This is a genomic window from Sinorhizobium medicae (assembly GCF_007827695.1).
Classification (GTDB): domain Bacteria; phylum Pseudomonadota; class Alphaproteobacteria; order Rhizobiales; family Rhizobiaceae; genus Sinorhizobium; species Sinorhizobium medicae.
Window position 1 is genome coordinate 57,125 of record NZ_VITA01000010.1, and the last position, 25,060, is coordinate 82,184.

At 63.3% G+C, this 25,060-nt stretch carries 26 protein-coding genes; 11 read left to right on the top strand and 15 right to left on the bottom strand.

Annotation, left to right across the window (positions count from 1 at the left end):
* Nucleotides 1-3 precede the first annotated feature (3 nt).
* From FB009_RS18060 to FB009_RS18095, 8 genes are all read left to right on the top strand, one after another.
* Nucleotides 4-657, top strand: coding sequence for an amino acid ABC transporter permease (locus FB009_RS18060; RefSeq protein ID WP_011969501.1), 654 nt, complete (start codon nt 4-6; stop codon nt 655-657).
* Entirely contained in the window at nt 650-1,372 is a 723-nt protein-coding gene (locus tag FB009_RS18065) for an amino acid ABC transporter ATP-binding protein (RefSeq protein WP_011969500.1), read from the top strand. Before FB009_RS18060 ends, FB009_RS18065 begins: the two co-directional genes overlap by 8 nt.
* Nucleotides 1,373-2,614, top strand: a complete 1,242-nt coding sequence (locus tag FB009_RS18070) for an NAD(P)/FAD-dependent oxidoreductase (RefSeq protein WP_011969499.1) — start codon at nt 1,373-1,375, stop codon at nt 2,612-2,614. It abuts the gene before it with no gap.
* 14 nt (nt 2,615-2,628) lie between these two features.
* Nucleotides 2,629-3,630 (top strand): 4-hydroxyproline epimerase, encoded by a 1,002-nt coding sequence (locus FB009_RS18075; RefSeq protein WP_011969498.1) that lies wholly within the window; start codon nt 2,629-2,631, stop codon nt 3,628-3,630.
* Complete coding sequence (gene lhpI, locus FB009_RS18080) at nt 3,627-5,318, top strand: cis-3-hydroxy-L-proline dehydratase (protein ID WP_011969497.1); 1,692 nt, start codon at nt 3,627-3,629, stop codon at nt 5,316-5,318. The genes FB009_RS18075 and lhpI overlap by 4 nt, the downstream gene beginning before the upstream one ends.
* Before the next feature lie 62 nt (nt 5,319-5,380).
* Nucleotides 5,381-6,409 carry a trans-3-hydroxy-L-proline dehydratase gene (locus FB009_RS18085; protein WP_011969496.1) on the top strand — a complete coding sequence of 343 codons (1,029 nt, stop codon included), beginning with the start codon at nt 5,381-5,383 and terminating at the stop codon, nt 6,407-6,409.
* A 77-nt stretch (nt 6,410-6,486) separates the two neighbouring features.
* Nucleotides 6,487-6,918 carry an OsmC family protein gene (locus FB009_RS18090; protein WP_011969495.1) on the top strand — a complete coding sequence of 144 codons (432 nt, stop codon included), beginning with the start codon at nt 6,487-6,489 and terminating at the stop codon, nt 6,916-6,918.
* A gap of 217 nt (nt 6,919-7,135) precedes the next feature.
* The gene (locus tag FB009_RS18095) at nt 7,136-8,344 is read left to right on the top strand and encodes an MFS transporter (RefSeq protein ID WP_011969494.1); all 1,209 of its coding nucleotides are present in this window, start codon (nt 7,136-7,138) and stop codon (nt 8,342-8,344) included.
* 69 nt (nt 8,345-8,413) lie between these two features.
* Here FB009_RS18095 and FB009_RS18100 read toward each other — a convergent pair whose 3' ends face one another.
* The 4 genes from FB009_RS18100 to FB009_RS18115 form a co-directional block, all read right to left on the bottom strand.
* Nucleotides 8,414-8,602 (bottom strand): hypothetical protein, encoded by a 189-nt coding sequence (locus FB009_RS18100; RefSeq protein WP_011969493.1) that lies wholly within the window; start codon nt 8,600-8,602, stop codon nt 8,414-8,416.
* A 51-nt stretch (nt 8,603-8,653) separates the two neighbouring features.
* Nucleotides 8,654-8,842: a hypothetical protein gene (locus FB009_RS18105; RefSeq protein ID WP_018209510.1), complete on the bottom strand. Its 189-nt coding sequence runs from the start codon at nt 8,840-8,842 to the stop codon at nt 8,654-8,656.
* Nucleotides 8,843-8,855: 13 nt separating this feature from the next.
* Nucleotides 8,856-9,041 carry a hypothetical protein gene (locus FB009_RS18110; RefSeq protein ID WP_018209511.1) on the bottom strand — a complete coding sequence of 62 codons (186 nt, stop codon included), beginning with the start codon at nt 9,039-9,041 and terminating at the stop codon, nt 8,856-8,858.
* A gap of 164 nt (nt 9,042-9,205) precedes the next feature.
* Complete coding sequence (locus FB009_RS18115) at nt 9,206-10,063, bottom strand: BKACE family enzyme (protein WP_011969491.1); 858 nt, start codon at nt 10,061-10,063, stop codon at nt 9,206-9,208.
* Nucleotides 10,064-10,153: 90 nt separating this feature from the next.
* Between FB009_RS18115 and FB009_RS18120 the strand changes: the two genes are divergently transcribed.
* Together FB009_RS18120 and FB009_RS18125 are read left to right on the top strand one after the other, a co-directional pair.
* Nucleotides 10,154-11,044: a MurR/RpiR family transcriptional regulator gene (locus FB009_RS18120; protein WP_011969490.1), complete on the top strand. Its 891-nt coding sequence runs from the start codon at nt 10,154-10,156 to the stop codon at nt 11,042-11,044.
* Nucleotides 11,041-12,384: an aspartate aminotransferase family protein gene (locus tag FB009_RS18125; RefSeq protein WP_011969489.1), complete on the top strand. Its 1,344-nt coding sequence runs from the start codon at nt 11,041-11,043 to the stop codon at nt 12,382-12,384. Before FB009_RS18120 ends, FB009_RS18125 begins: the two co-directional genes overlap by 4 nt.
* A 66-nt stretch (nt 12,385-12,450) precedes the next feature.
* On the opposite strand, the gene FB009_RS18130 is transcribed toward FB009_RS18125, so the two are convergent.
* The 8 genes from FB009_RS18130 to FB009_RS18165 form a co-directional block, all read right to left on the bottom strand.
* The gene (locus tag FB009_RS18130; protein WP_011969488.1) at nt 12,451-13,029 is read right to left on the bottom strand and encodes a peroxidase-related enzyme; all 579 of its coding nucleotides are present in this window, start codon (nt 13,027-13,029) and stop codon (nt 12,451-12,453) included.
* 1 nt (nt 13,030) lies between these two features.
* On the bottom strand, nt 13,031-13,534 hold the full coding sequence (locus tag FB009_RS18135) for a CMD domain protein (protein WP_011969487.1): 504 nt from the start codon (nt 13,532-13,534) through the stop codon (nt 13,031-13,033).
* Nucleotides 13,535-13,570: 36 nt separating this feature from the next.
* Nucleotides 13,571-15,037, bottom strand: coding sequence for an NAD(P)-binding domain-containing protein (locus tag FB009_RS18140; RefSeq protein WP_011969486.1), 1,467 nt, complete (start codon nt 15,035-15,037; stop codon nt 13,571-13,573).
* Between the two features lie 78 nt (nt 15,038-15,115).
* Nucleotides 15,116-16,186 (bottom strand): ABC transporter ATP-binding protein, encoded by a 1,071-nt coding sequence (locus tag FB009_RS18145; protein ID WP_011969485.1) that lies wholly within the window; start codon nt 16,184-16,186, stop codon nt 15,116-15,118.
* Between the two features lie 2 nt (nt 16,187-16,188).
* Entirely contained in the window at nt 16,189-16,980 is a 792-nt protein-coding gene (locus FB009_RS18150; protein WP_018209512.1) for an ABC transporter permease, read from the bottom strand.
* Between the two features lie 10 nt (nt 16,981-16,990).
* The gene (locus FB009_RS18155) at nt 16,991-17,974 is read right to left on the bottom strand and encodes an ABC transporter permease (protein WP_011969483.1); all 984 of its coding nucleotides are present in this window, start codon (nt 17,972-17,974) and stop codon (nt 16,991-16,993) included.
* Between the two features lie 131 nt (nt 17,975-18,105).
* Nucleotides 18,106-19,206 (bottom strand): extracellular solute-binding protein, encoded by a 1,101-nt coding sequence (locus tag FB009_RS18160; RefSeq protein ID WP_011969482.1) that lies wholly within the window; start codon nt 19,204-19,206, stop codon nt 18,106-18,108.
* Nucleotides 19,203-20,243 (bottom strand): LysR family transcriptional regulator, encoded by a 1,041-nt coding sequence (locus tag FB009_RS18165; RefSeq protein WP_018209513.1) that lies wholly within the window; start codon nt 20,241-20,243, stop codon nt 19,203-19,205. The genes FB009_RS18160 and FB009_RS18165 overlap by 4 nt, the downstream gene beginning before the upstream one ends.
* 155 nt (nt 20,244-20,398) lie before the next feature.
* Between FB009_RS18165 and FB009_RS18170 the strand changes: the two genes are divergently transcribed.
* Nucleotides 20,399-21,478, top strand: a complete 1,080-nt coding sequence (locus FB009_RS18170; RefSeq protein WP_145161871.1) for an NAD/NADP-dependent octopine/nopaline dehydrogenase family protein — start codon at nt 20,399-20,401, stop codon at nt 21,476-21,478.
* 20 nt (nt 21,479-21,498) lie between these two features.
* On the opposite strand, the gene FB009_RS18175 is transcribed toward FB009_RS18170, so the two are convergent.
* The 3 genes from FB009_RS18175 to FB009_RS18185 are packed head-to-tail and all read right to left on the bottom strand — an operon-like array spanning nt 21,499 to nt 24,965.
* On the bottom strand, nt 21,499-22,206 hold the full coding sequence (locus tag FB009_RS18175) for a sulfite exporter TauE/SafE family protein (RefSeq protein ID WP_011969479.1): 708 nt from the start codon (nt 22,204-22,206) through the stop codon (nt 21,499-21,501).
* Complete coding sequence (locus FB009_RS18180) at nt 22,203-23,603, bottom strand: amidohydrolase family protein (RefSeq protein ID WP_127581384.1); 1,401 nt, start codon at nt 23,601-23,603, stop codon at nt 22,203-22,205. The genes FB009_RS18175 and FB009_RS18180 overlap by 4 nt, the downstream gene beginning before the upstream one ends.
* A 12-nt stretch (nt 23,604-23,615) precedes the next feature.
* Complete coding sequence (locus FB009_RS18185) at nt 23,616-24,965, bottom strand: uracil-xanthine permease family protein (RefSeq protein ID WP_011969477.1); 1,350 nt, start codon at nt 24,963-24,965, stop codon at nt 23,616-23,618.
* Nucleotides 24,966-25,060: the final 95 nt, after the last annotated feature.

Sequence of the window (25,060 nt, forward strand, 5' to 3'; positions counted from 1 at the left end):
GAGATGTTTAATACTGCGCTCACCTGGAACGATCTCGCCTTCCTTGCGCAAGGCGCAGGGATGACGCTTGCGGTAACCGCCGTGGCCGTTACCGCCGGCACCCTGCTCGGCATTCTTTTTGGAGTGATACGATTCCAGCTCGGGCCCTACTGGGCCGCGCCGCTGACTTTGCTGCTCGACGTGTTCCGCTCGGTGCCGCTGCTGATCCAGCTCGTGCTCGGCAGTGCGTTTCAGTCCATCGTAAAGCTTGGCTGGGGTGCCTTCACCACCTCCGGCGTGGTGTTGTCGCTCTATACGGCGGCATTTTGTGCTGAGATCGTGCGCGGCGGCATTTCCTCCGTGCCGGTGACGACCCGCCGTGCGGCGCGCTCCCTCGGCATGACCTGGTGGCAGGATATGCGCTATATCGTGGCGCCGCTTGCAACCCGGGTATCGCTTCCGTCGTGGATCGGCCTGACGCTGGGCGTGATGAAGGATTCCGCTTTGGTGCTCTGGCTCGGTCTGGTCGAGCTTCTGCGCGCTTCGCAGATTCTCGTCACCCGGCTGCAGGAGCCGCTCTTCATCCTGCTGATCTGCGGCGCCATCTACTTCCTCCTCAGCTTCCCCGTCGCCCGGTTTGGCGGGTATCTCGAAAAACGGTGGTCCCCCAATGATTGAGATCGAAAACGTCCGTAAATCGTTCAGTTCGCTGGAGGTTCTCAAGGGCATCAACCTCACTGTCGACAAGGGCGAAGTGGTCACCATCATCGGCGGCTCCGGTTCTGGGAAATCGACACTGCTCACCTGCATCAACGGCCTGGAGCCGATCGACTCCGGCAGGATCCGGATCGACGGAACCGATGTCCACGCCAAGGGCACCGATCTCAACAAGCTGCGCCGCAAAGTGGGGATCGTGTTTCAGCAGTGGAACGCATTCCCGCATCTGACGGTGCTCGAAAACGTCATGCTCGCCCCGAGAAAGGTGCTTGGCCTGGCGAAGGACAAGGCCGAGGAGATCGCGGTAAAGCAGTTGACCCATGTGGGCTTGGCCGAGAAACTCAAGGTCTATCCGAACCGCATGTCGGGCGGCCAGCAGCAGCGCATGGCGATTGCCCGGGCGCTCGCCATGTCGCCGGAATATATGCTGTTCGACGAAGTGACCTCGGCTCTCGACCCGATGCTGGTCGGCGAGGTGCTCGACACGCTGAAGATGCTCGCGGAAGAGGGAATGACGATGATCTGCGTCACGCATGAAATGGCCTTCGCCCGCGATGTGTCGGATCGCGTGGCGTTTTTCCATCAGGGGGTCATGGCCGAGATCGGCACGCCTGACCAGATCTTCGCGATGCCGCAAAACGCCGAGACGCAAAAGTTTCTGGCGAGCGTGCGTTAGATGGCCGAACCGGACGTCATTGTTATCGGTGCCGGGGTCGTAGGCCTTTCGGCTGCAATTGCCGCCGTTGGCCGCGGCCTGTCCGTCACCGTGCTGGACCGCGAGGGTCCGGCGGCCGGGGCCTCCGCGGGCAATGCCGGGGCCTTCGCCTTCACCGATATATTGCCGCTCGCTTCGCCGGGCATCCTGAGAAAAGCGCCGAAATGGCTCCTGGATCCGCTTGGGCCCCTGACAGTGCCGCCCGCCTACGCGCTGAAGATCGCGCCATGGATGTTCCGCTTCTGGCGCGCGTGTCAGCCGGGACGCGTGGCGCATTCGACCGCGGCGCAGACAGCGCTGATGGACCTTTCGAAGGCGGAACTCGAACCCTTTCTCAAGGAAACCGGAACGGCGTCCATGCTGCGCAAGGAGGGCAACCTCCAGGTCTATGAGGGCGAGGCGGAATTCAAGGCCTCGCTTGCCGGGTGGAAGGCGCGGGAGGATCACGGTATCGAGTTCCATCATCTCGACGCTGCTGCGATGAGCGGGATCCAGCCGGGCCTTGCCGCCCGCTTCACCCATGGCACCTTCACACCCGGCTGGTACTCGATCGCCGATCCGAAGCTCTATACGCTTGCGCTGGCCGATCACTTCCGGACGATCGGCGGGAAAGTCCAGCGAGCGGAGGTTACGGCCCTGAGGCCGGTAGACGGCGGAGTGGACGTCCTGACCACCGACGGCGAGATTCAGCGGGCGGCACAGGTGGTGCTATCGGCCGGCGCTTTCTCGCACCGGATCGCCCGGACTATCGGCGAGAGCATTCCGCTCGAAACCGAACGCGGCTACAATACGACGCTCCCCGCCGGCGCTTTCGACCTGCGTACTCAGATCACCTTCGGGGGCCATGGTTTCGTGGTGACCCGGCTGTCGACCGGCATTCGCGTCGGTGGCGCGGTCGAACTCGGGGGGCTCGATCTACCGCCGAACTTCCACCGATCGGAAGCGATGCTGAAGAAAGCGCAGGGCTTCCTGCCGGGGCTGAAGCCGGAAGGCGGGGTACAGTGGATGGGCTTCCGCCCCTCGCTGCCCGACAGCCTGCCCGCGATCGGCCGCGCCGTCGCTACGCCTCGGGTTGTCTACGCTTTCGGCCACGGCCATCTCGGATTGACCCAATCGGCGGGCACCGCAAGGATCGTCGCCGATCTCCTGACCGGCCGGCAACCGGCCATCGACATTGCATCCTTTTCGCCGCAACGCTTCTGACAGAGGTTTCGATCATGGCCACCCACACCTTCTCCTGCATAGACGGCCACACCTGCGGAAATCCCGTCCGCCTCGTCTCTGGCGGGGGGCCGCGCCTGGAAGGCGCGAACATGCTGGAAAAGCGCGCGCATTTCCTCAAGGAATTCGACTGGATCCGCACCGGCCTCATGTTTGAGCCGCGCGGTCACGACATGATGTCGGGCTCCATTCTCTATCCGCCGACGCGGCCCGATTGCGACGTCGCGGTGCTCTTCATCGAGACCTCCGGCTGCCTGCCCATGTGCGGCCATGGTACCATCGGCACCATCACCATGGGGATCGAGAACGGCCTGATCACACCGCGTGAGCCCGGCAGGCTCTCCATCGATGCCCCCGCCGGCAAGGTGGACATCACCTACCGCCAGGAAGGCCGCTTCGTCGAGGAAGTGCGCCTCACCAATGTTCCCGGCTTCCTTTATGCCGAAGGGCTGACGGCCGAGGTCGAGGGCCTGGGCGAAATCGTGGTGGACGTTGCCTATGGCGGCAATTTCTACGCCATCGTCGAGCCGCAGAAAAACTTCCGCGACATGGCCGATCATACGGCGGGGGAACTGGTGGGCTGGAGCCCGAAGCTGCGTGCCGCGCTGAACGAAAAATACGAGTTCGTCCATCCCGAGCACCCGGAGATCCGGGGCTTGAGCCATATCCAGTGGACCGGAAAGCCGACGCAATCCGAGGCACACGCCCGCAACGCGGTGTTCTACGGCGAGAAGGCCATCGATCGCTCGCCCTGCGGAACGGGCACCTCGGCCCGCATGGCGCAGCTCGCCGCCAAGGGAAAGCTGAAGGTGGGCGACGAATTCGTTCACGAGTCGATCATCGGATCGCTCTTCAAGGGACGCGTCGAGGCGGCCGCGAAGGTCGCGGATCGCGATGCGATCATCCCATCGATTGCCGGCTGGGCAAGGATGACCGGCATCAACACCATTTTTATCGATGACCGCGACCCCTTCGCCCATGGCTTCGTCGTAAAATGAGCGCCCTCGAGCGCGCCCGCAGCATCCTTCAGGGTTCGGCCGAAGGTCCCGTCATCCATATGGCGGAGGCCCTGAGCTTCTGGGGCGGGGTCGATCCCGATACCGGCTGCGTGATCGACGTGCACCACCCGCAGCATGGCGTCTCGCTCACCGGTGCCATCCTGATGATGCCCTCGAGCCGCGGCTCCTGCACGGGTTCGGGCGTGCTGCTCGACCTCCTGCTGACCGGCCGCGGTCCCGCTGCCCTCGTATTTTCCCAACCGGAGGACGTGCTGACGCTCGGCGCGCTGGTCGCCTTCGAGATGTTCGGCAAGCCGCTGCCGGTGCTGCGCCTTGGACCGGAGGCTTTTGCGGCGCTTGCCGGAGCGAAGACGGCGCGGATCGGCAGCACGGCGATAGAGGCAGAGGGGCTGACACTCCCCGTCGTTCCACCGGCGACGGCGGCGCTCGGCCTTACCGAGGCCGATCGTTCCATGCTGGACGGGGAAGACGGGGTCGTGGTGCAACAGGCCATGCGCATCATAACGGCCATGGCGGCGCAGCAGGGGGCGCAAGGCCTTGTGGACGTGGTGCAGGCCCATATCGACGGCTGCATCTATGCGAGCCCCGCCAATCTGACCTTTGCCGAGAAGATGGCCGATATGGGAGCTAAGGTCCGGGTGCCGACGACGATGAATGCCATTTCGGTCGATCGCGATAATTGGCGGACGCAGGGCGTGCCGGAGTCGTTCGGAGGTCCCGCGGCGCGGCTCGCCGATGCCTATGTCCGCATGGGCTGCCGACCGACCTTCACCTGTTCCCCCTATCTGCTCGACAGCGCGCCGGTACCGGGCGAAGCGATCGCCTGGGCGGAATCCAATGCGGTGATCTTCGCCAACAGCGTTCTCGGTGCGCGAACGGCGAAGCATCCCGATTTCCTCGATCTCTGCATCGCGCTCACCGGGCGCGCGCCGCTCTCCGGCGTCTATCTCGACGCACATCGCAGGGCCCGGCGGGTCATCGACGTGGAACTGCCCGATGGTGTGGACGATGCCTTCTGGCCGCTGATCGGCTATCTTGCCGGGCGCGCGGCGCCCGACCGCATTCCACTCCTGTGCGGGCTTGCTCCGGCGCGGCCCTCGCGTGACGACCTCAAGGCGCTTTGTGCCGCCTTCGGCACCACTTCGGCAGCACCTATGCTGCATGTCGAAGGCGTGACGCCGGAAGCGGACGGTGCGGCAGCCGAGGGCGCCGACCGCCTGGCCATAAAGCGTGCCGAGATGATAGCGGCCTGGTCGGCCCTGAATGGGGGGCCGGAGGAGGTGGAACTGGTGGCCATCGGCAGCCCGCACGCCTCCCTTACCGAATGTCGGGCGCTCGCCGATGCGCTGGACGGCCGCAGACGGCACCCGGATGTCGCCGTGATCGTCACGGCGGGACACGAAGTTATCGCAAAGGCGCAACACGAAGGCACGCTGACGCGGCTCGAAGAAAGCGGCGTGCAGGTGCTGCCCGATCTCTGCTGGTGCTCCATTTCAGAGCCGGTTTTCCCCGCGCGTACCCGTGCCGTGATGACCAATTCCGGCAAATACGCCCATTATGGCCCCGGGCTGTCCGGCCGTGCGGTGCGTTTCGGCAGCCTTGCCGATTGCGTCGCGGTGGCCTTGACCGGGCGCGTTGCGCCGCGTTTGCCGGATTGGCTTTCATAGGGCGGATAATAAGCGGGTTTTCACCCGCAGCCGCGCTCGCTTATCGATTCGAGGAGTTTTCGATGCGTAGTACCAAGACCATTCATGTCATCTCCGCCCATGCCGAGGGAGAGGTGGGCGACGTGATCGTTGGCGGCGTCACGCCGCCGCCGGGCGATACGATCTGGGAACAGAGCCGCTGGATCGCGGGCGACCAGACCCTGCGCAATTTCGTCCTGAACGAGCCGCGCGGCGGCGTCTTCCGCCACGTCAATCTGCTGGTGCCGCCGAAGAACCCGGAGGCCGATGCGGCCTTCATCATCATGGAGCCGGAAGATACGCCACCCATGTCGGGATCGAATTCGATCTGCGTTTCCACCGTGCTGCTCGACAGCGGCATCCTGCCGATGAAGGAGCCGGTGACGGAGATCACGCTAGAGGCACCCGGCGGCCTCGTCCGTGTGCGTGCGGAGTGCCGCGACGGCAAGGCCGAGCGCATCTTCGTGCAGAACCTGCCGAGCTTTGCCGACCGGCTGGACGCGAAGCTGGAGGTCGAAGGTCTGGGTACGCTCACCGTAGACGCCGCCTATGGTGGCGACAGCTTCGTCGTCCTGGATGCTGCCGCGATGGGCTTCTCTCTGAAGCCCGACGAGGCGCATGACATCGCCCGGCTTGGCGTGAGGATCACCAACGCGGCCAACGCCCAGCTTGGCTTTCACCACCCTGAAAACCCCGACTGGCGGCATTTTTCCTTCTGCCTCTTCGCCGGTCCAGTCGAACGGACGGCGGAAGGTCTGCGGGCAGGCGCGGCGGTCGCGATCCAGCCTGGAAAGGTCGACCGTTCGCCGACCGGCACGGCGCTCTCGGCGCGCATGGCCGTCCTGCATGCGCGCGGCGAAATGGGGCTCTCGGACCGTCTGACGGCGGTATCCCTGATAGGGTCGACCTTCTCCGGCCGGATCCTGGGCACGACAGAGGTCGGCGGCCGCCCCGCGGTGCTGCCGGAAATCTCGGGGCGCGGCTGGATCACCGGCACCCATCAGCACATGCTAGACCCCTCGGACCCATGGCCGGAGGGCTATCGGCTGAGCGATACATGGGGTGCGCGCTGAGCGGACGGCTCTGCGGAAAATGTGCGCGTTTTGTCTCACACGCATTATGATGAATGCGGTTCAGGAGGGAGAATCGGATGAAGGCACGCATCAAATGGGTCGAAGGCAGGACCTTCGTCGGCGAATCCGGCAGCGGGCACAAGGTCGTGCTCGGCACGGCCACCGGCCCGGACGGCCCCACACCGGGGCCGAGCCCCATGGAAATGGTGCTGATCGGCACCGGCGGTTGCTCGGCTTTCGACGTGGTCCACATCCTCGAAAAGGGCCGCGAGGCAATCGAGGATTGCGTCGTCGAGTTGGACGCAGACCGCGCGGAGCAGGACCCGCGCGTTTTCACCCGCATTCACATGCATTTCATCGTCAAAGGCCGTGGCCTTGCCGCCAAGAAGGTCGAGCGCGCGGTTGCCCTGTCCATCGAAAAATACTGCTCGGCGTCGGCTATGCTCGCAAAGACGGCGACCATCACGCATGATTTCGAGGTCGTCGATACATCGATCATGGCGGGCTGAGAGGGCGCACCGGCCTCTCATCCGCCTGAACTCGATTGCACACGACGCGCTATATCCTGCAGAAATCTTTTCACCCCCATGTCGGCGTACCGAGACGCCGCTCGTCCTATTGTAGGCGCGGCATAGCCGCAGACGGGAGAATGCCTTGTTTTGACCCGGCAAGCCTGGCGTTGGGCTGAAAGATGCCACGCCGGATCGCCAGAGCGGAGACATGAAAATGATCAGTTCGCATTATCGCTGGGTGATCGTTGCTGCAGGCGGCCTGCTGGGGTGTATTGCAATCGGTGCCATGTTTTCCTTGCCGGTTTTCCTCGTCCCCATCTCGCGCGATACCGGATGGTCGGTGACCGGCATCTCGAGCGCCATGACCGTGGGTTTCCTTGCCATGGCGCTCGCAAGCATGGTCTGGGGTAGCGCCTCGGATCGCTGGGGGCCGCGCCCGGTCGTGCTCATCGGATCGGCGCTCCTTGCTTCCAGCCTGGCTCTTTCGAGTTTCGTGACCTCGCTCATCGCATTTCAGCTCATCTTCGGCGTTTTCGTCGGCGGTGCCTGCGCGGCGATATTCGCGCCGATGATGGCTTGCGTTACGGGCTGGTTCGATACGCATCGGAGCCTTGCCGTATCGCTGGTATCGGCCGGCATGGGGATGGCGCCCATGACCATGTCTCCGCTGGCCGGCTGGCTGATAACGATCTACGACTGGCGCACATCGCTGCAGATCATAGCCGCCATTGCCGCCGTCACGATGATTCCAGCCGCGATGCTGCTGCGTCGCCCGCCGGTCCTGGAAGATCCGAATGCCGGCCCTGCAAGCGAGGGACAACCGGACATGTCGCTTGGCCAGGCCTTGCGATCGCCGCAATTCGTCATCTTGCTGCTGACGAACTTCTTCTGCTGCGCCACCCATTCGGGCCCGATTTTCCACACCGTGAGCTATGCCGTGAGCTGCGGTATCCCGATGATGGCCGCGGTTTCCATCTACAGCCTCGAGGGGCTGGCGGGGATGGGCGGCCGTGTTGCCTTCGGCATCCTCGGAGACCGCTACGGCGCGAAGCGTATTCTCGTATCGGGTCTGCTGCTGCAGGCTTTCGGCGCGCTCGCCTATTTCTTCGTGCGCGACCTCGGCGCTTTTTATGCAGTGGCTGCCTTGTTCGGCTTTATCTATGCAGGCGTCATGCCGCTTTACGCGGTGATCGCCCGAGAAAACTTCCCGCTGCGTATGATGGGCACCGTAATCGGCGGCACGGCAATGGCCGGCAGCCTCGGCATGGCGATCGGCCCGGTTGCCGGAGGCGTGATCTACGATGTTTTCGCCAGCTACGGTTGGCTCTATATCGGCGCCTGGGGCATCGGCATCGGTGCTTTCCTGATCGCGCTGACCTTCAAGCCTTTCCCCAAACGACGGCCGGCAGCGGCGGCCGCTTGAACCGGCCAGAGGGAAACCGTGCCACGGATTTCCTCGTCCGCCTCGGCCGGACCGTCCCGGTCGCCGGTGTCATCGTGCATTCGGACGCTCGAGCTGCAGCGAAAGCTGCACGCCACCGCGCTTCAAGGGCGGGAGCGGCATGCCGACCTGAATTCGTCCGAAAGTCTGCCTGCGCCATTCCTGCTCGCGCTCCCGGCGACGTCGCGCTTGAGCGACCGCGGCCATGGCTCGTTCGATGACTTCCTCTGCATGCGTCATGAGAGAATCTCCAGAATGTTCACTGTATGTTCTCATTCCGATCGGCAAGAGTCAAGCTTCGCGCAGAACGCGTGCCGCCGCCTGTTCCTCCTCCTCGTCCGGCGGCTTCTGCGGCTCGTCGTCGGGGCCTTTGTCGGGTTGCGGCTCGTTCGGTGGCGGGTCTGGAATGCCGAGCGGAGGAACCGGATTCGGCGGAATTATCCCCGGCCCGGGGCCGGGGCCGATTGGGTCGGGTATCATTGAGGGTCTCCCTTCAACGAGGCTCAGGCGCGTCTGCGGCCGGTGGCGTGTAGACGACCGTTTCCGTTTCGCTTTCCAGCAGTGCTCCGCCAATCGCCAGGTAGGCGAAGATGGCGCAGATCGCCAGCAGTATGAGGCCTATCGGAAATGCGGCGGTGGCGCGCCTTTCGGGCATGTTGCTGTTGTCATGGGTCACCATGATGCTCTCCCGGACATTCCCGCCTTTTCTCCGAACAGCGGAAATGTTCTTGCTTCCGCAATCCCGGAGGGAAACCGCTACACAGACTTCCTGGAATTGCTCTGATAATGGGAGAACGAAACCGGCGTTAACCGGTTCCGGCTACGGGCCACGGAATGAAGGAATCAGTCTCTGTGCATGCCCGCGGCGCCGATGCGGGAGAGCATGTCCGCAAGCGCCGGCCCGTCGATCAACGGAATCGAAAGGGGGCGAAGTACTGCCGTAACGGCGCGAACGAGATCCGCGTTCGAACCGGAGGGCGTGCCGTCCGGAAGCCGGAGATTGTTCTCGAAACCGACGCGGACATGTCCGCCGGCGAGCGCCGCGGCGGTTACGCAGGCCGCTTCATGGCGGCCGAACGCGCATACACTCCAGTGGGCGAAAACGGGCATCTCCGGCGCCAGAAAGGTCAGCAGGTCACGAGGAAGGGACGTCTGTCCCGGCGTGTAGCGGCCAAGCACATAGAGCACCGGAATGTCGTCGCGGGAGAGCAGGCCCCGGCGGCGCATGTCGGCCAGACGTACCGCTTCCTCAGGACTGTAGAGAATGATCTGCGGCATGACCTCCTGCCGCGCCGCCCAGGACAGGAGATCGGCAAAAGCCGCCTCGTGCGCCTCGTCCGGCACCAGCTCCCTGAGCGCAAGCGAAGCGGCCTGGGGGCGAACCGACCTCACGACTGCAATCTGTTCGGCCGGCGAATAGATGCCCAGCGCCTCGCTGGTCATCTGGATCACCAACCGCTTGCCTACAGCCTTGCGGATCGCGGTTATGGCGGCACGATAGGCCTCCGCATCGAGAAGATGGCTTCCGTCCGCCTTACGCACATGCACATGAATCATCGCGGCGCCGGCTTCCAGGCAGTCGCGCGCAGTCCGCGCAAGCTCCTCCGGTGTCAGCGGAATGGCGGGATGATCGGCCTTCGTCCGGCGCCCCCCGTTGGGCGCGACCGTGATCGAGACCCCTTGCAAAGCGTCGACGGACATCGCATACCCCGAGGATTTGATTTAGATGATTCATAATCTTGCATACTGAAACATATGTTGCAATCGCCATGTCGCGTTGTAGAATGAGGCATGGACAAGGGACCGCTCAGCGACAGGATCATCACCGCCTTTGACGGCCTTTCCACGCAGTTGCAGACGGCGGCGCGCTATGTCGTCGACCATCCCCGCGAGGTGGCTCTTCTCTCCATGCGCGAACAGGCGCGCCGGGCGGGGGTGCAGCCCGCGTCGATGACGCGCCTTGCCAAACATCTCGGCTTCGACGGCTATGACGAACTCCGTGACCGCTATGCCGAAGCCCTCCGGGAGGGCGACAGCGGCTTCGCCGAAAGGGCCGGCGAGCAGGCACGGAGCCAAAAGCTCAAGGGTGATCATGCGCTTGCGGCCGATATGCTGGGCTCGATCGGAAAGCAGATTTCACGGCTTTCGGAGCCGGCGTCGCTCGACCGTATCGTGGAGGCTGCAACGCGGCTTGCGGGAGCCCGGCGGGTCTACTGCCTCGGGTTACGCTCCAGCCATGCGGTCGCCTGGCAGGTCCACTATATTCTCTCGCTGGTCGGAGAAAAGTCGGTGATCCTCGACGGCATCGCCGGAACCGGCGCAGATGCCATCGGGCGTGCGGGGGCCGCAGACGTTCTGCTCGTTGCCAGCGTTCTGCCCTATACACGGGCGACGATCGAACTTGCCGAATACGCCCGGGCCAGCGGCGTTCCCATCGTCGCAGTGACGGACAGCGAAGTGGCCCCGCTTGCGCAGATCGCCGAAGCGATAATCATCGTGCCGACCGAAAGCCCCTCCTTCCTGCACGCCATGACGCCTGCCTTCGCGATCGCCGAAGTGCTCGGCGCCCTCGTCGCCGGGCGGGGCGGCGAAGCGGCGCTCCAAGCGCTGAAACGCTTCGACGGGCAACTGGCCGCACTCGATACCCACCTCCAAACCCGCAACTCCAAGAGAGCGTCATGACCCATCTTCTACACCGTGCCATTCATGCGAAGCTGCCCGTCGCCGTCCGTGGCGAAGGCGTCCGGCTCTTCGACGCCGAAGGCAGGGCCTATATCGATGCGTCCGGCGGAGCGGCCGTCTCCTGCCTCGGCCACGCCCATCCCGATGTGCTTGCAGCGCTCCATGCGCAGCTCGACCGCATGGCCTATGCGCATACCGGCTTCTTTACCACGGAGGCCGCGGAACGGCTTGCCGACCGGCTCGTCGCCGATGCGCCCGATGGGCTCGATCATGTCTATCTGGTGAGCGGCGGATCGGAAGCCATCGAAGCGGCATTGAAGATGGCGCGGCAGTATTTCGTGGAGAAGGGCGAGCCGCAGCGCCGGCATATCATTGCCCGACGTCAGAGCTATCACGGCAATACTCTTGGCGCATTGGCCGCCGGGGGCAACGAATGGCGGCGTGCTCAATTCCGGCCGCTGCTCGTCGAAACCCACCATATCGATCCGTGCTTTGCCTACAGGCTGCAGCAAAGCGGCGAAAGCGACGCGGATTATGCCGCGCGTGCGGCGGGACAGCTGGAAGCGAAGATCCTGGAGCTCGGTGCCGATCAGGTGATCGCGTTCGTCGCCGAAACCGTCGTGGGCGCGACCGCAGGAGCAGTGCCGCCGGTCGCCGACTATCTGAAGCGCGTCCGGGCGATCTGCGACAAATACGGCGTCCTGCTGATCCTTGACGAGGTCATGTGCGGCATGGGGCGCACCGGCACGCTGCATGCCTGCGAGCAGGACGGCGTCGTTCCGGATCTCATGACCATCGCCAAGGGCCTCGGCGGCGGTTATCAGCCCGTCGGCGCTGTGTTGCTGTCGTCCGCAATTTTCCAGGCTTTCGCCGAAGGATCCGGCTTCTTCCAGCATGGGCACACCTATATGGCGCATCCGATGGCTGCGGCGGCAGGCCTCGCCGTCCAGGAGATCATCCGCCGGGACGGGTTGCTCCAGAACGTCGTCACGATGGGCGACTATCTTGAGACATGCCTCGTCGAGCGGCTCGGCAACCACCACCATGTCGGCGACATCCGAGGCCGAGGTCTCTTCCGTGCCATCGAGCTTGTCGCCGACAGGGCGGTGAAATTTCCATTCGACCCCGGACTGAAGCTCAATGGACGGATCAAGAAGGAAGCCATGGCACGAGGTCTGATGGTTTATCCGATGGGCGGCACGATCGACGGGCAGCGGGGGGACCACGTTCTCCTGGCCCCGCCCTTTATCCTTACCCGTGAAGATGTCGACCAGATCGTCGAGCGCCTCGGCGATGCCGTGGATGCAGCCATAGCCTCACTCTCACGAGCCGCCGGTTAGAGCGGGATGAAGTGCGCGCGTTCCGGCCTCGGCCCGGTCTGTCGCCGGGCGATTGAAGGCGTGATCTCACGCCTTCAGGTGGGGTTCGCCCAGCGTATGCATCAGGCGGTTCGCCCAGCCGAAAATCGCGATCGAATGGATCAGGTCGAGGATCTCCAGATCGTCGAGGCCGATTTCGCGAAGATGGTAGAACTGGTAGACGCCGACATTGTCCGGATGCGCGGTCAGGTCGGCGCCGAAATTGAACAGTGCCTGCTCGAAATCCGGCAGATCCGCGTCTAGTCCGCGCCTGTAGATCTCGTCGACCACTTCCGGGCGCTTTTCGAGCTGGATATAGCGGTTGGCATGCACCGAGGCGCAGTAGATGCAGCGGTTGACGAAGGAGGCCGCCAGGGCGCCAATTTCGCGGCCCCCACGCGACAGGCCGCCTTCGCTGTACATGATGTCGTTGAAAAGCGGCGTGCGCTCGGCGAGCATCTCCGCTTCATTGGCCAGCACCAGGACATAATTCGAAACCTTGGTGTTGGAGGGTGTCACCTTCAGGGCTTCGAGCTGTTCGGTCGTTGCCTCGTCGAGCTTCACGGGCCTGACATAGGGTTGCCAGTCGAGCGGTTCGAGGGTGAATTCGTGTACGGCCTCCGACATGTCAGTTGTCCCTCAGCATTTTAACACCGGCCACGACCAGCACCTGATAGTTCACGAAGGCGATGAGACCTGCGAGGGTCACGATATCGCGGTCGTCGAGCCCGACGGCGTAGAGCGCTTCGATGTTCGCGCGCGTCGCTTCCCTGGGCTTGAGCGTCACCAGGTCCACATGTGCAAGGATCGTTGCGAGCCGTTCGTCGCCCTCGGGTACTACACCCGGATCGGCAATCGCCTGGAGGCCGGGTGTCGATCCCCTCTCTTCCAGCAGCTCCTTGTAGTGCGCCTGGAGCTCAGCCGATCTCCAAAGGCCAGCCATGCGCGCCGCCAGGGCCGCCCGCATGGCAAAAGAAAAGTTTCCCGGATCCGAGGGGGTAAAGGCGGCTTCATAGCTCGTCTGCGTGAAATGCTTGAGCTTGGCGCGCCGCTCGCGCAGCGCATGAACGGGCGAGGACGAATCCAGGCCGAGAACTGCGTCGATCACATCGACTTTCGTGGAAACGGTCATGGCAATCCTTCCGTTTGGCAATACTCGACGAAAAAATCAGGCGGTTCGGTGCGTGGGCTGCGGGGCATCAGCATCCGTCCACTCCGAACCATCGAGTTCCGGCTTTTCGTAGGCGAGCAGCGCTTCCCAGTGGTAATCGACGTCGCGGATGAAGAGCGAGGCGGCGATCCCGCGCGCAAGCCAGAGCGCGCCCTCGCTGATCGCCGGAATATCGCCGCTCACCTTGCCGATGCTGATCGAGGCGCCGTAGTTGAAGCAGTGAATGTCCTTGAGCCAGGGCGCGGTGCCGGGCTCCTTCTCCGTGAAGGAGAAATCGTCATCGAGCCAGGGGAAGCGTCCGAGGCCGGCATTCTCCTCGCCCGCCGGGGGCGTGTAGCGGTCTTCCCAGCAGGCGATCCTGTCCTGATAGGGCGCGAGCTCATCGCGGCTGAGCGGGTCGACCGTGAAGCCGGTTCCGAGGATGACGAAGTCGGTCCGGAAGACGCGGCCCTTGGTCGTGGTGAGCACCACCTCGCCGCCTTCCTCGCGCATCGAACGGATCGAGCAGTCGAAATGAAAGAAAGCGTTGGGGTGGCGGCTGACGCGCAGGGTCGAATTGTGGGGAGCCGGCGTCTGCTGCTTTACCGAATAGTCCATGATCCGCCAGCGCCACTCCGGGTCGATCCTGGCGAAGCCGGCTGTCACCCCGTATGACCCGATGCCCATCAGCTTGTTGATAGTCGGCATCTCCTTGCGGCGCGCGAGCAGGCGTACCTCGCCTGCACCGGACTCAAGCGCTTCGGCCGCGTTGTCGACGGCGGAAGCGCCGACGCCGATGACGACGACGCGTTTGCCCTTGAGCGCGTCGAAATCGATGGGGTCGGCGGAATGCGCCCAGGACGTGTGGCGTTTCATGCCCTTGACGAAATCCGGAATGACCGGCTCGCCCAGGCCCTCGCGGCCGGTCGCCATGACCAGCTTGCGGGTGATGATGGAAGGCTGGTTGCCGCCGGCGATCTCCAATTCGACGAGCCCGTCATCGCGTGGGCGGATACGGGTGACATCCGTGTCGTTCTCGACGGGAATGGAAAGGACCTCGCGGTACCAGTTCAGGTAATCCATCCACATCGGTCGGGGAATGCGGAACAGCGTTTCCCACGCCGCTTCGCCATGGAGCGCCGTATACCAGGCCCGGAAGGTGAGCGAGGCGATGCCGAGCGCGGGACCAAGGAGGTTCTTCGGCGAGCGCAGGGTTTCCATGCGGGCAAAGGTGACCCAGGGGCCTTCCTGGCCCTTTCGGGCCCGGTCGACAATCCGGAGGTTGGCAATGCCGGCGCGGGTCAGGGCCAGCCATGCGACCATACCGCACATTCCGCCGCCGATAATGACGACGTCGCTTACGGGCTGGCCATCAGCCATCGTGACCGGCTTCGACCAGTTGGCGGCAGGATAATTCAGATAGTCGAGGTCCTGTTTGACCCTCGCATTCAGTTCCGCGAGCCGCACGTTCCGTTCGTTCGCCATAATAGTCTTTGCTCCAGAAATTCCGTTTTGGGGCCGCCTTCGCCGCCGCCCCTCAAAATGATCCGCTCTAATCAGGTGTCAGTCGGCCAGAACCACCGCATCACGCTCGCGCCAGCCCACCCAAATCTCGTCCGTCCCGATGTGCGACAGCGCCACGGGGTCGAGCTGCAGGTGGAGCTGCGCTCCGTTTTCGAGATCGACGGTGAGCGCGGTATGGGCGCCCTTGAAGACGCGCTGGACGATACGGCCTTTCAAGGCGAATCGGTCCTGCGGCTGCTCCGCCAGGCAGTAGAGTGCCTCTGGACGCAGCGCGACGGTCGTCGGGCTATCCTTGGCAGGCTGCGTTCCGTTGACATCGGCGCGGATAGCGGTTCCGTTCCAGTCGATCGTTGCGACCGTACCATCTACCGAGAGTGCCTTGCCTTCGAGGAAATTGCTCTGGCCGATGAAATTGGCGACGAAGCGGCTGCGTGGCCGCGAGTAGAGCTCGTTGGGGTCCCCCATCTGCTCGATCCGGCCTTTATTCATCACCACGATGACGTCGGACATGGTCAGCGCTTCCTCCTGATCATGAGTCACGAAGATGAAGGTCTTGCCGGTGGTTCGCTGAATGGTCTTCAGTTCGATCTGCATCTGCTGGCGCAGCTTGGCGTCGAGCGCCGACAGGGGTTCGTCTAGCAGAAGCACGTTCGGGTCGGGAGCAAGAGCGCGCATCAGAGCAACACGCTGCCTTTGACCGCCCGAAAGCTGGTCGGGCATGCGGCCGGCGAAATCCTCGAGCTTGACGAGGGCGAGCAGTTCCATCGTCCGCTTGTGGATGGCGTCGGAAGACAGTCCCTTCAGTTCCAGTCCGAAGGCGATGTTGCGGCCGACATTGAGATGCGGAAAGAGAGCATAGTCCTGGAAGACGATGTTGACGTTGCGCCTGTTCGGCGGCAGATGCGAGATTGCCTTGCCCTCGAGATAGATCTCGCCTGAGGAGGGCTGCTCGAAACCGCCGAGCATCCTGAGCGTGGTCGACTTACCGCACCCGGAAGGGCCGAGCAGCGTCACGAACTGGCCGGGTTCTATGGCGAGGTTCAGCCCATCGACCGCGGGCAGGGCGCCATAATATTTGTTGACGTTTTCGAATTGGACCACAGGCTGCATCGTCAGTTCCTTGAACGGCGGGTGAGGCGCTCGGCATAGAGGCCGACAGCGGCGGTCACGATCAGCACGATCGTTGCCATGGCATTGATTTCCGGCGACATGCCGCCCTGTACCTTTGCGAAGATGAGCATAGGCAGCGTGGGCTTGTAGCCGCCGAGAAAGAAGGTACGGACGAAATCGTCTATGCTGGTGAGCACACAGAAGATCATGCCGCCGAGGAGCGCCGGCATCAGGTAGGGGATCGTGACCCTGAGAAAGGCCACGAAGGGATCGGCACCGAGGTCGCGAGCGGCGTCGACCAGATTGGCCGGCATGGACCGCAGTCGCGTGAGCACCATGATGACCACGAAAGGCACCGCGTGGACGGAATGCGACAGGATGATCGCCGTCGTGCCGGTCGGGATGTCAACGGTGCGGATGAAGATCCGCATGGAGATGGCGTTGATGAGGCCAGGAACGACTGCGGGCAGGCATGCGAGCGCGAAGATGATCGCCTTGCCCCATATGCCTTCTGTCGTGACCAGAAGCGCAATCCAGACGCCTATGACGGTTGCCGCAGCGGTCGTGGCCAGCGCGATCCCGATCGAATAGAGCGAGGCCTCGATGAACTGCTTGTCCTGAAGCACCTGGGCATACCAGTTGAGCGTCCAGTCCGTGATCGGAAAGGCGATGAAGCTCGCATCCTTGAAGCTCATGGCGGTCATCAGCGCCAAAGGTAGCAGGAGATAGACCGCAAACAGCCAGTAGGCAGCGCCGAGCGCGGTCTTGGGGAGATCGGCGAAATAGGGTCGCATCATTACCTCCTCACATCAGCCGGACGGACCGGCCGCCGATCACCCGCATGAACAGGCCGACGGTGGTTAGCGAAACCGCGAGCAGCAGCATGGAGAAGGCGGCGCCTTCGGGCCATTTGTCGTTCGAGGAGTGAAAGAGGGTCGCGATCACCTCGGGGAAAATGACGGTATTCGGGCCGCCAAGCAGGAGCGGTGCCGCAAAAACGCCGACCGAGGTCAGGTATACGAGACTGCAGCCAGAGACGATGCCGTCCTTCGACAGCGGCAGGATCACGCGGCGGAAGCGCTGAAAGGGGCTGGCCCCGAGGTCGGCCGCCGCGTGAACGAGCTGCGTCGGTATCTTCTCGATCGCCGAATAGAGCGGCAGCAGCATATAGAGTGCCAGCAGATAGATGACGCCGAAGCTCAGAGAGAAGGAGGTGTAGAGCATCGGGATGGGCCGATCGATGAAGCCGAGTTCGCGCAGCGCGACGTTGACCGCGCCGCGATTGGCCAGGAGCATGATGACCGAAAAGGTGCGGATGAGCTCTCCCGCCCAGAACGGAATCAAGAGAAGCAGCAGGGCACGCACACGGTTCTTCGGCTGGACGATCTTCGCGACATAATATGCGACCGGATAGACGACCACCAGCGTCGAGAGCGTGACGACTGCCGCGAAGACGAGGCTGCGGAGGAAGGGCACGAAGTATAGCTGGTCGGAGAAGAACAGCTTGTAATTGGCCAGCGTGTAGGCGGAGCCTCCATCCGGCGATGGCGGATAGTCTGCCATGAAGCTGATCCGCCCCATCTGGAAGATTGGGCCGATGTGCAGCGCTGCGATCCAGAAGAGGGGGACGCCGGCAAGCAGCGCCAGGCGAACAGGGCGGCTGTCGGCAAGCCGGCCGATGGTATGGCGATAGAGACCCGAACCGACGGTCTTGCCGATCCAGCCGGCATATCGGGGCACCCGCAGGGGTTCGGCGGTTCGGGTGCGTATTGTCGTCGTATCTACCATTGTGGTTCCAGGCTCAAAAGAAGCTCCTTTTCACGGCCGTCGCCTGCCGCATGTCTTTGTTCCTGCATCGGATTCGACGCAAGGAAACATGCAGTGGCGCCGGCCGTGTCCTTCGGGTCCGAGACGATGGGTCAGGCTGCCTTGATCTCGGCGACTGCCTTGTCGACCATCTCGTTTTTCATGTCGCGGTTGACGGAGCTGAAGAACTGGATGCGCTCGGTCTGTTCCTGCGGCAGGGCCATGGCAGCACGCTCCTTGTCGTTCAGCACCTTGTCCACGCCGCCGAATGCGGAGGCGAAGCCCGACTGACGGCTCATCGCTGCCCCGATTTCCGGAGAGGAGAGGATGGCGTCGAGGAATGTATAAGCCGCATCCGTATTCGGTCCGTTCTTCACCACGTTGAAGGAGTAGAGGAAGCCATAGGTCCCCTCCTTCGGAACCGATATCTCGATCGGATGTCCGTCCATGATCAGCTTTGCCGCGGGGCCGGACCAGCTGTGGGCGACATAGATGTCCTCGTTGACGAACATCTGCTGCACCTCGGAGCCGGCGTCGTAGTACTTGCGGACCATGTCCTTGTTCTGGATCAGGTAGTCGCGTGCCTTGTTGGTTGCGGCCTGCGCCTCCTCCGGCTTGCCTTCATATGTGACGAAGTCGCCGTCATTACCCTGATAGCGCATGGTGATCTGGAGGAAATCGGAAATGATATAAGACGTCAGGCCCTTGTATTCCTTGTCGAACATGATGGCCCAGCTGTCGGAGGCCTTGGTATAGTCCGTATTGCGGGCAAGGCCTTCGAAACCGGCAAGCAGCGGCACCCCGTAGACCGAACCGTCGACGGTCAGCTGCGGTGCGCCCTTGTATGCGGGAGCGAGATTGCCCCAGTTCTTCAGCCGGCCGGTGTCGAGCGGCGAAAGCAGGTTGGAGCCGATGAACTGCGACAGGCGGTGACCGGTGACCGTGACGATGTCCGATGAAGGCGTCGCGCCTTCGGCGGAGAGCACGTTATACTGCTTGCCCTGGTCGTCGGTGAGGCGAATGCGCACTTCGATCCCCGTCTCCTTCTGGAACGCGTCGATGAAGGACTGCGGAACGAACTTGTCATAGGTGGTGATGTTCACGACCTTGGACTGGGCGAATGCCGGGCGGATGATCGCCGGCGCTGCCAGTACGCCGGTCCCGGCAGCCAGAAGCTTCAGCGTGGAACGGCGGCTTGCGATGAAGTCTTTCATGTCATTCTCCTCTTTTGGTTCTGCGTTTTGTTGTTATGCAACGGATAGTCGCGCCAGCGCGCGTCTCGATCTGTCTGGTCTTCTCCCAACATCATTTCAGCAGCGCGATTGGCGTGGCGCGGGTCGTGAGCTGTAAATCCCGGTATGCAGGCTGAAGAGACCCGGATGATCGCCTGAATCAGTTCGCGCGAGCTGTCGGACAACGGGCGTGCAGCGGCGGAAAGGATCGCCCAAAGGAAGGGGATGTCGACGTCGAGCGGCCGGATCGTGACGTCGGTCAGCTTCAAGCCATAGGCCGTCGCGGGCTCGACGATCGCAACGCCGAGCCCCGTCGACGCAATCCTTACCGCATTGACCGAAACGCTGGTCGCGATGATCCTGGCCGGGCGGATGTTGGCCGCCTCCAGAGCCTTGTCTACGCGGCTTCGCAGCCGGAACGGATTGGCCATCGTAATGATATTGCGTCCGGCAAGGTCGGCGATCGAAATCACCTCGCGGGCAGTGAGGGGGTCGTCCGGCGCCACCGCGGCGACGCAAGGTGCCTGAAATACACCGTGTACCTCCAGCCCTGGCTGGTCGGCCGGCAGCGACGTGACGCAGAAATCCGCCGTGCGGGCCAGAACAGATTGAACCGCTGCCTCTGCCGGCAGGCTGCGCAGATGGACCTTTCGCGGCAAGAGCCTTTCCGGCAACGCCGCCAGCGCCATGGGGATGATGCCGCTCGCGAAAGCCGCGATCGCTACGATCTCGATCGGCTGCGGCTCCTTTTCGGCGATCGTCCTTGCCCGCTCCCGCAAATGGCCGATGCCGCTGAGGAAGCGTTCGGCTTCCGCGTGGAATGCTATCCCTTTTTCGCTGGGAGCGATCTTCGGGCCGTTGCGATCGAAGAGCGCGAATCCGACGGAAGTCTCAAGATCCTGGATGAGGCGCGTGACCTGGGACTGGGAACGATCGAGCAGCCGGGCGGCGCCAGTGATGCTGCCTGCCGACATCACTGCAAGAAACGCCTCGAGCTCCCGTATCTCCATGATGATCATGCGCCCATTGCATCATAACTCTGTCATACTGCATAAAACGTATCTTGAGCGCCAGTGACAAAGGACAATTTTTCTTTTCGGTGATAGGCATTGAAAAATATGTGGTTTGAGGCGCCCGGATTCTGGCCCGATGGACGAAAGGAAGAACGACAACGATGCGTATTGGTATTCTCGGCGCCGGGGCGATCGCCTTCGGCATGGCGGCTTTCCTCGCGGAAGCGGGTCATCACCCGGTCCTTTGGTCTCCCTCGGGTGCGCGCACGCGTAAACTGGCCGAGGGAGAGCCGCTGACCGCGACGGGCGCCGTCGAGTTTTCCGGCCCGGTTGCGATAGCTCGCGATGGCCGCGAGGCGGTCGCCGATGTCGATGCGGTCGTCATTGCTCTGCCGGCGAACGGCCATCGAATGGCATTCGATGCGGCGCTGCCGCACCTGAAGCCGGGCCAGCCCGTCATCGTCAGTTCGCACAGCTCATTCGGCGCGCTTTATCTCTCAAAGAGGCTCGCCGAGCGCGGCGTTTCGCTGCCGATCATCGTCTGGGGTACAACGCTTCTGACCGGCCGCCAGCAGCCGGATGGCGTAAGCGTATCCGTCAACACGGTCCGTCAGAAGGTCGATGTCGCCACCCTGCCGAAAGCTGCTGCGGCCGAGGGCGAGGCGCTCTGCAGCGAGCTTTTCGGCGACCGATTCGTCGAGCGCGACGGGCTTCTGGCGATCGCGCTTTCCAATCTCAACCCGCAAAACCATCTTGGCATCGCGCTACTCAACCTGACGCGGATGGAGAAGGGCGAGAAATGGGGGCAGGGCGAGCACGTGACCCCGGCCGTCGGGCAGCTGATCGAAGCGCTCGACGCGGAGCGGCTCAAAATCGCCGAAAGCTTCGGACTGTCGGTACGGACCGTGCGCGAGCACTTCTCCTTGTCCTTCCATGTGCCGATCGGTTCGGTCTCGGAGATGAACCAGCAGATGCACCTCGAAGGCCGGGGCGGCTTCGGCCCGGCTACGGCCGACAGCCGATACATCTATGAGGACGTGCCTTTCGGGCTCGTTCCTACCAGTCTGCTCGGGCGGATCGCCGGCCATCCGGCAATTCTCCATGAGGCGGGAACGAGCCTGTTTTCGGCCGCGATGAGCCGCGACCTTGCCGCCGACAACAATCTGTTGCCGGATCTGGCGCTCGAAAGACTGTCTCCCGGCGCGCTCAGGGAACTTTGCGACCGCGGCTTCACGGCCTGACCGCAAGAGTCCTGCTCCGTCTACCGCACGATCAGAAACGCTCCGCTGGCCAGCGCGAAGATAAGCACGCCCAAGCGCAGGCCGCGGCCGCGAATATGGTCGTGCGTCAGGCGTGACAGGGCGCTTCCGAGGAGGACCGCCGGTGCGAGGTAGAGAGCGGCCAGAAGCTGGTCCGCTCCGATGCGGCCGGCAATGGCGAGTATGACCAGCGACATGATTTCCCCCACGAAGAAACACACCGCCACGGTCGCCCGGAGTATCGGGCCCTTGGCGTGCTGGTAGAGGAGAGCGAGCGGTGGCCCGCCGATGCCGGTCGCCGTTTCGGTTACGCCGGTGAACAAGCCGACACCGAGCGCGCTCGGTCGACCGGGCGCAAAGGGGGGGGCGAAAAGCGCTGCGGCGGCGGCAATGACCGTAAACCAGCCGACGGCAAGGTCGAGCTGCTGGCTCGACAAGGCGGCGAGCAGCCACACGCCGGCAAAGGTGCCGGCGAACCTGCCGAGGCTGATCCATTTCGCGCCGGACCAATCGACGGCCGACCGCTCGCGCCAGGCGACGTGGAGATTGAGAGGCAGCATCAAGAGAAGCAGCGTCACCGGCAGGAGATCGGGCTGCAGGATGCCGACGACCGGCGCCACGATGAGCGCGAAGCCGATGCCGAGAGCACCCTGGATAAATGCCGAGACCAATGTGACCGCGCTCAAAATCGCAAAAAGGCTGAGTGTCATGCGAAATGCCCCAGCGCCCGGTGCTCCGCCGATGGCTTGTGTACGCGCTGGATCGGCGCCCTTGCTATGGCATCGGCCGTGACCTCGCGCACCTCGGCAAGAAGCGCGCGTGCATCCCATTGGACCGGCCAGCCTTGCCAGAGGCGAAGCATTCCGGCGGTGAAGACGGCGTCGATCTGGTCGCGGTTGCCGTAGCGCACGAGTTCCCACATGAGATCGTGGGAGGGCGTGAATTCGGGACGGTCGAGATCCACCAGGAGGAAATCGGCCGCAAGCCCCTCGCGGATCGCGCCGGTCACGCAGCCAAGACCTGCGGCATCCGCCGCCTGGGCTGTTGCCCGGTCGATCCAGAGCCAGCCGCCTCCACAGGAAGAGTCGCCCGTCGCAAGCCCGAAGCCGGCGCGCTGCAGGCCCTCGGCGGCATCCATGAGGCGGAAACCGTCTGCGCGGGTGCCGTCGGTTCCCAGTCCGAAGCGGATCCCGAGTGCGGCCATTTGCAGCGCGGGTGCGATGGCATTGCCTTTCCACAAGCTCGCCACCGGATTGTATGCGACCGCCGTATCGCTGTGGCGCAACAGGTTCAGTTCGTGCGGTGTCACCAGCGTGGAATGGGCGATCAGCACATGCGGGCCGAGTGACCCGAGATGAGCGAGATGCTCCAGCGGACGGCGGCCGTTTGCAACCAGCGAGCGCTCGACTGCGACGAGGTGTTCGTTGACATGGGTCTGGAATATGACACCCGCTTCCCGCGCCATGCTGGAGACGTCAGCCAGCATGTGGTCGCTGGCCGCCTCGGGAATGGAAATGGCGAGTGAGGGATGTACGAGCGAATCGCCCTCGAATGCGGCCAGATGTCCGGCCGCATTCCTGAGGATCGTCGTGCGGTCGGGGACCACCGCGGCTCCGCCGAGATCGTTGCAGATAAGTCCTATGACGCTACGCAAGCCGGTTTCACGCGCCGCCCGTATCAGCGCGTCCATGTGGCCCGCGGAACGCGTGCCCGCATCGACTGCGGCGGTAAAGCCGCCGCGCAGGCATTCAAGCGCCGCCAGCTTTGCCGAAAGATAGACCATCCGTTCATCCAGACTGCCTTCGAGCGGCACCCAGATACGGCGAAAGATCTCGGACGGCTCGCCGAAGACGAGCGACTTCCCCAGGGACTGGGTCAGATGGGTATGGGTGTCGATGAAGCCTGGCATCACAAGATGATGCGGCAACTCTATCGGCCTCAGGTCGGGATTCCGGCTGCCGACAAGTCCTGCGGCACCGATTTCCGAGAAGCGCCCCTTGCGGACCACTATCCCGATTCCGGATCGAGGGCCTTCCGGCAAGAGGACCTTGCCGGGGTGAAGCAGGAAATCACCGTTGCCCAGAAACCTGTCGCGCAAATCCGTCACTTCTGCATTCCCTTAAATTTCAGCCTCGACGCCGGCGGCGGCCTTTTGAGCCGAGCCGGAGGGCATGTGTTGGAAGAAAGCGTTGACGATCACGGCCGTGATCGTGCCGGCGGCAAGGCCATTGGCGAGGATCATCTGGCTCCACTGCGGAAACTGGCTGTAGACGCCAGGAACAAGGATAGGCAGCAGGCCCATGGATAGTGCCGCCGCCAGTGTGAACATCGGGCCATGCTCGCGCAGGTCCACGCGACGCAGGAGATCGATCCCGATGACGCCGATGATCGAGAACACGATCACCGCGGTTCCGCCGACGACAGGGCCGGGCAGGGCATTGGCCAGCCGACCGACCGGCGCAAGCAGGGCAATGAGGACCAGGATCACGCCAGCCATTGCGGTGACGTAACGCGACTTCACGTTGGTCGCCCGGACAATGCCGACGTTTTCGCCGCTGGTGATGATCAGCGATGTTCCGAACAGGCCGCCCACAAGCGAGGCGACGGCATCGCCGCGGATGGTCGCTGGCACGATTGCGTGCGCATCGCCGCGACGCCCGACGATCTCGGCAGTGGCGATGGTCTGGCCCGTCGCTTCGGCCATCGATATGATGGAAAACACGATGAGCGGGAGGGCGGCAAAGATGTCGAACTTCGGCATCCCGAACGGAAGAAGCGCGGGCACGGCAATGACCGGTCCGTCGAAGATGCCGGAGAGGTCCATATAGCCGGCTCCAAAGGCGATCATCGAACCTGCTATGAGCCCGAGCATCACCGAAATCCGCTGAAACGTGCCTGTAAAAATCCTGGCGAAGATCACCGTCAGGGCGATCGTCGCAAGGGCAAGCCCGACATTCATCGGATCGGCAAAACCCTCGCTCCCCTGTTTCCCGGTGATCGTACCGCCGTAGATGCGAACGAGGTTCACCGACACGAGCAGGAGCATTGTGCCGACCACGATGGGCGGAAAATAGCGCAGCAGCCGCCGGAATACCGGCAGCGCCAGGAAATAGAAGCCGGCCGTGAGGATCACCGCGCCGACTGCCGTCTGTATGTCGGTTTGCTGGGCGATAGCGAGAAAGATCGCAATCGGCGCCCCGCCCGGCACCATGATAAAGGGCAGTCGCGCACCGAAACCCGCCGGGCCGAAGCTCTGCAGGATTGTCCCCAAACCACAGATCAGAAATGTCGCGCTGATCAGCGATACCGTAAGCGCATCGGAAAACCCGAGCGCCTTGCTTACGAGAAACACGGCGGTTATCGGTGACGCCGCCATTACCAGCACATGCTGCAGACCGAACAGGATCAGGCTGCGTGGTGGCAGCGCTTGGTCTGTCGGGTCGATAGAATCGATTTTTTTCCCGGTCATTTGATTGATCTCCTCCACGCCAGCCTCTCTCCCGCCGGCTATGCAAATCGTTTTGCATAGTAAGCAATAGCACATTTGTCGCGTTTGGCAAATCG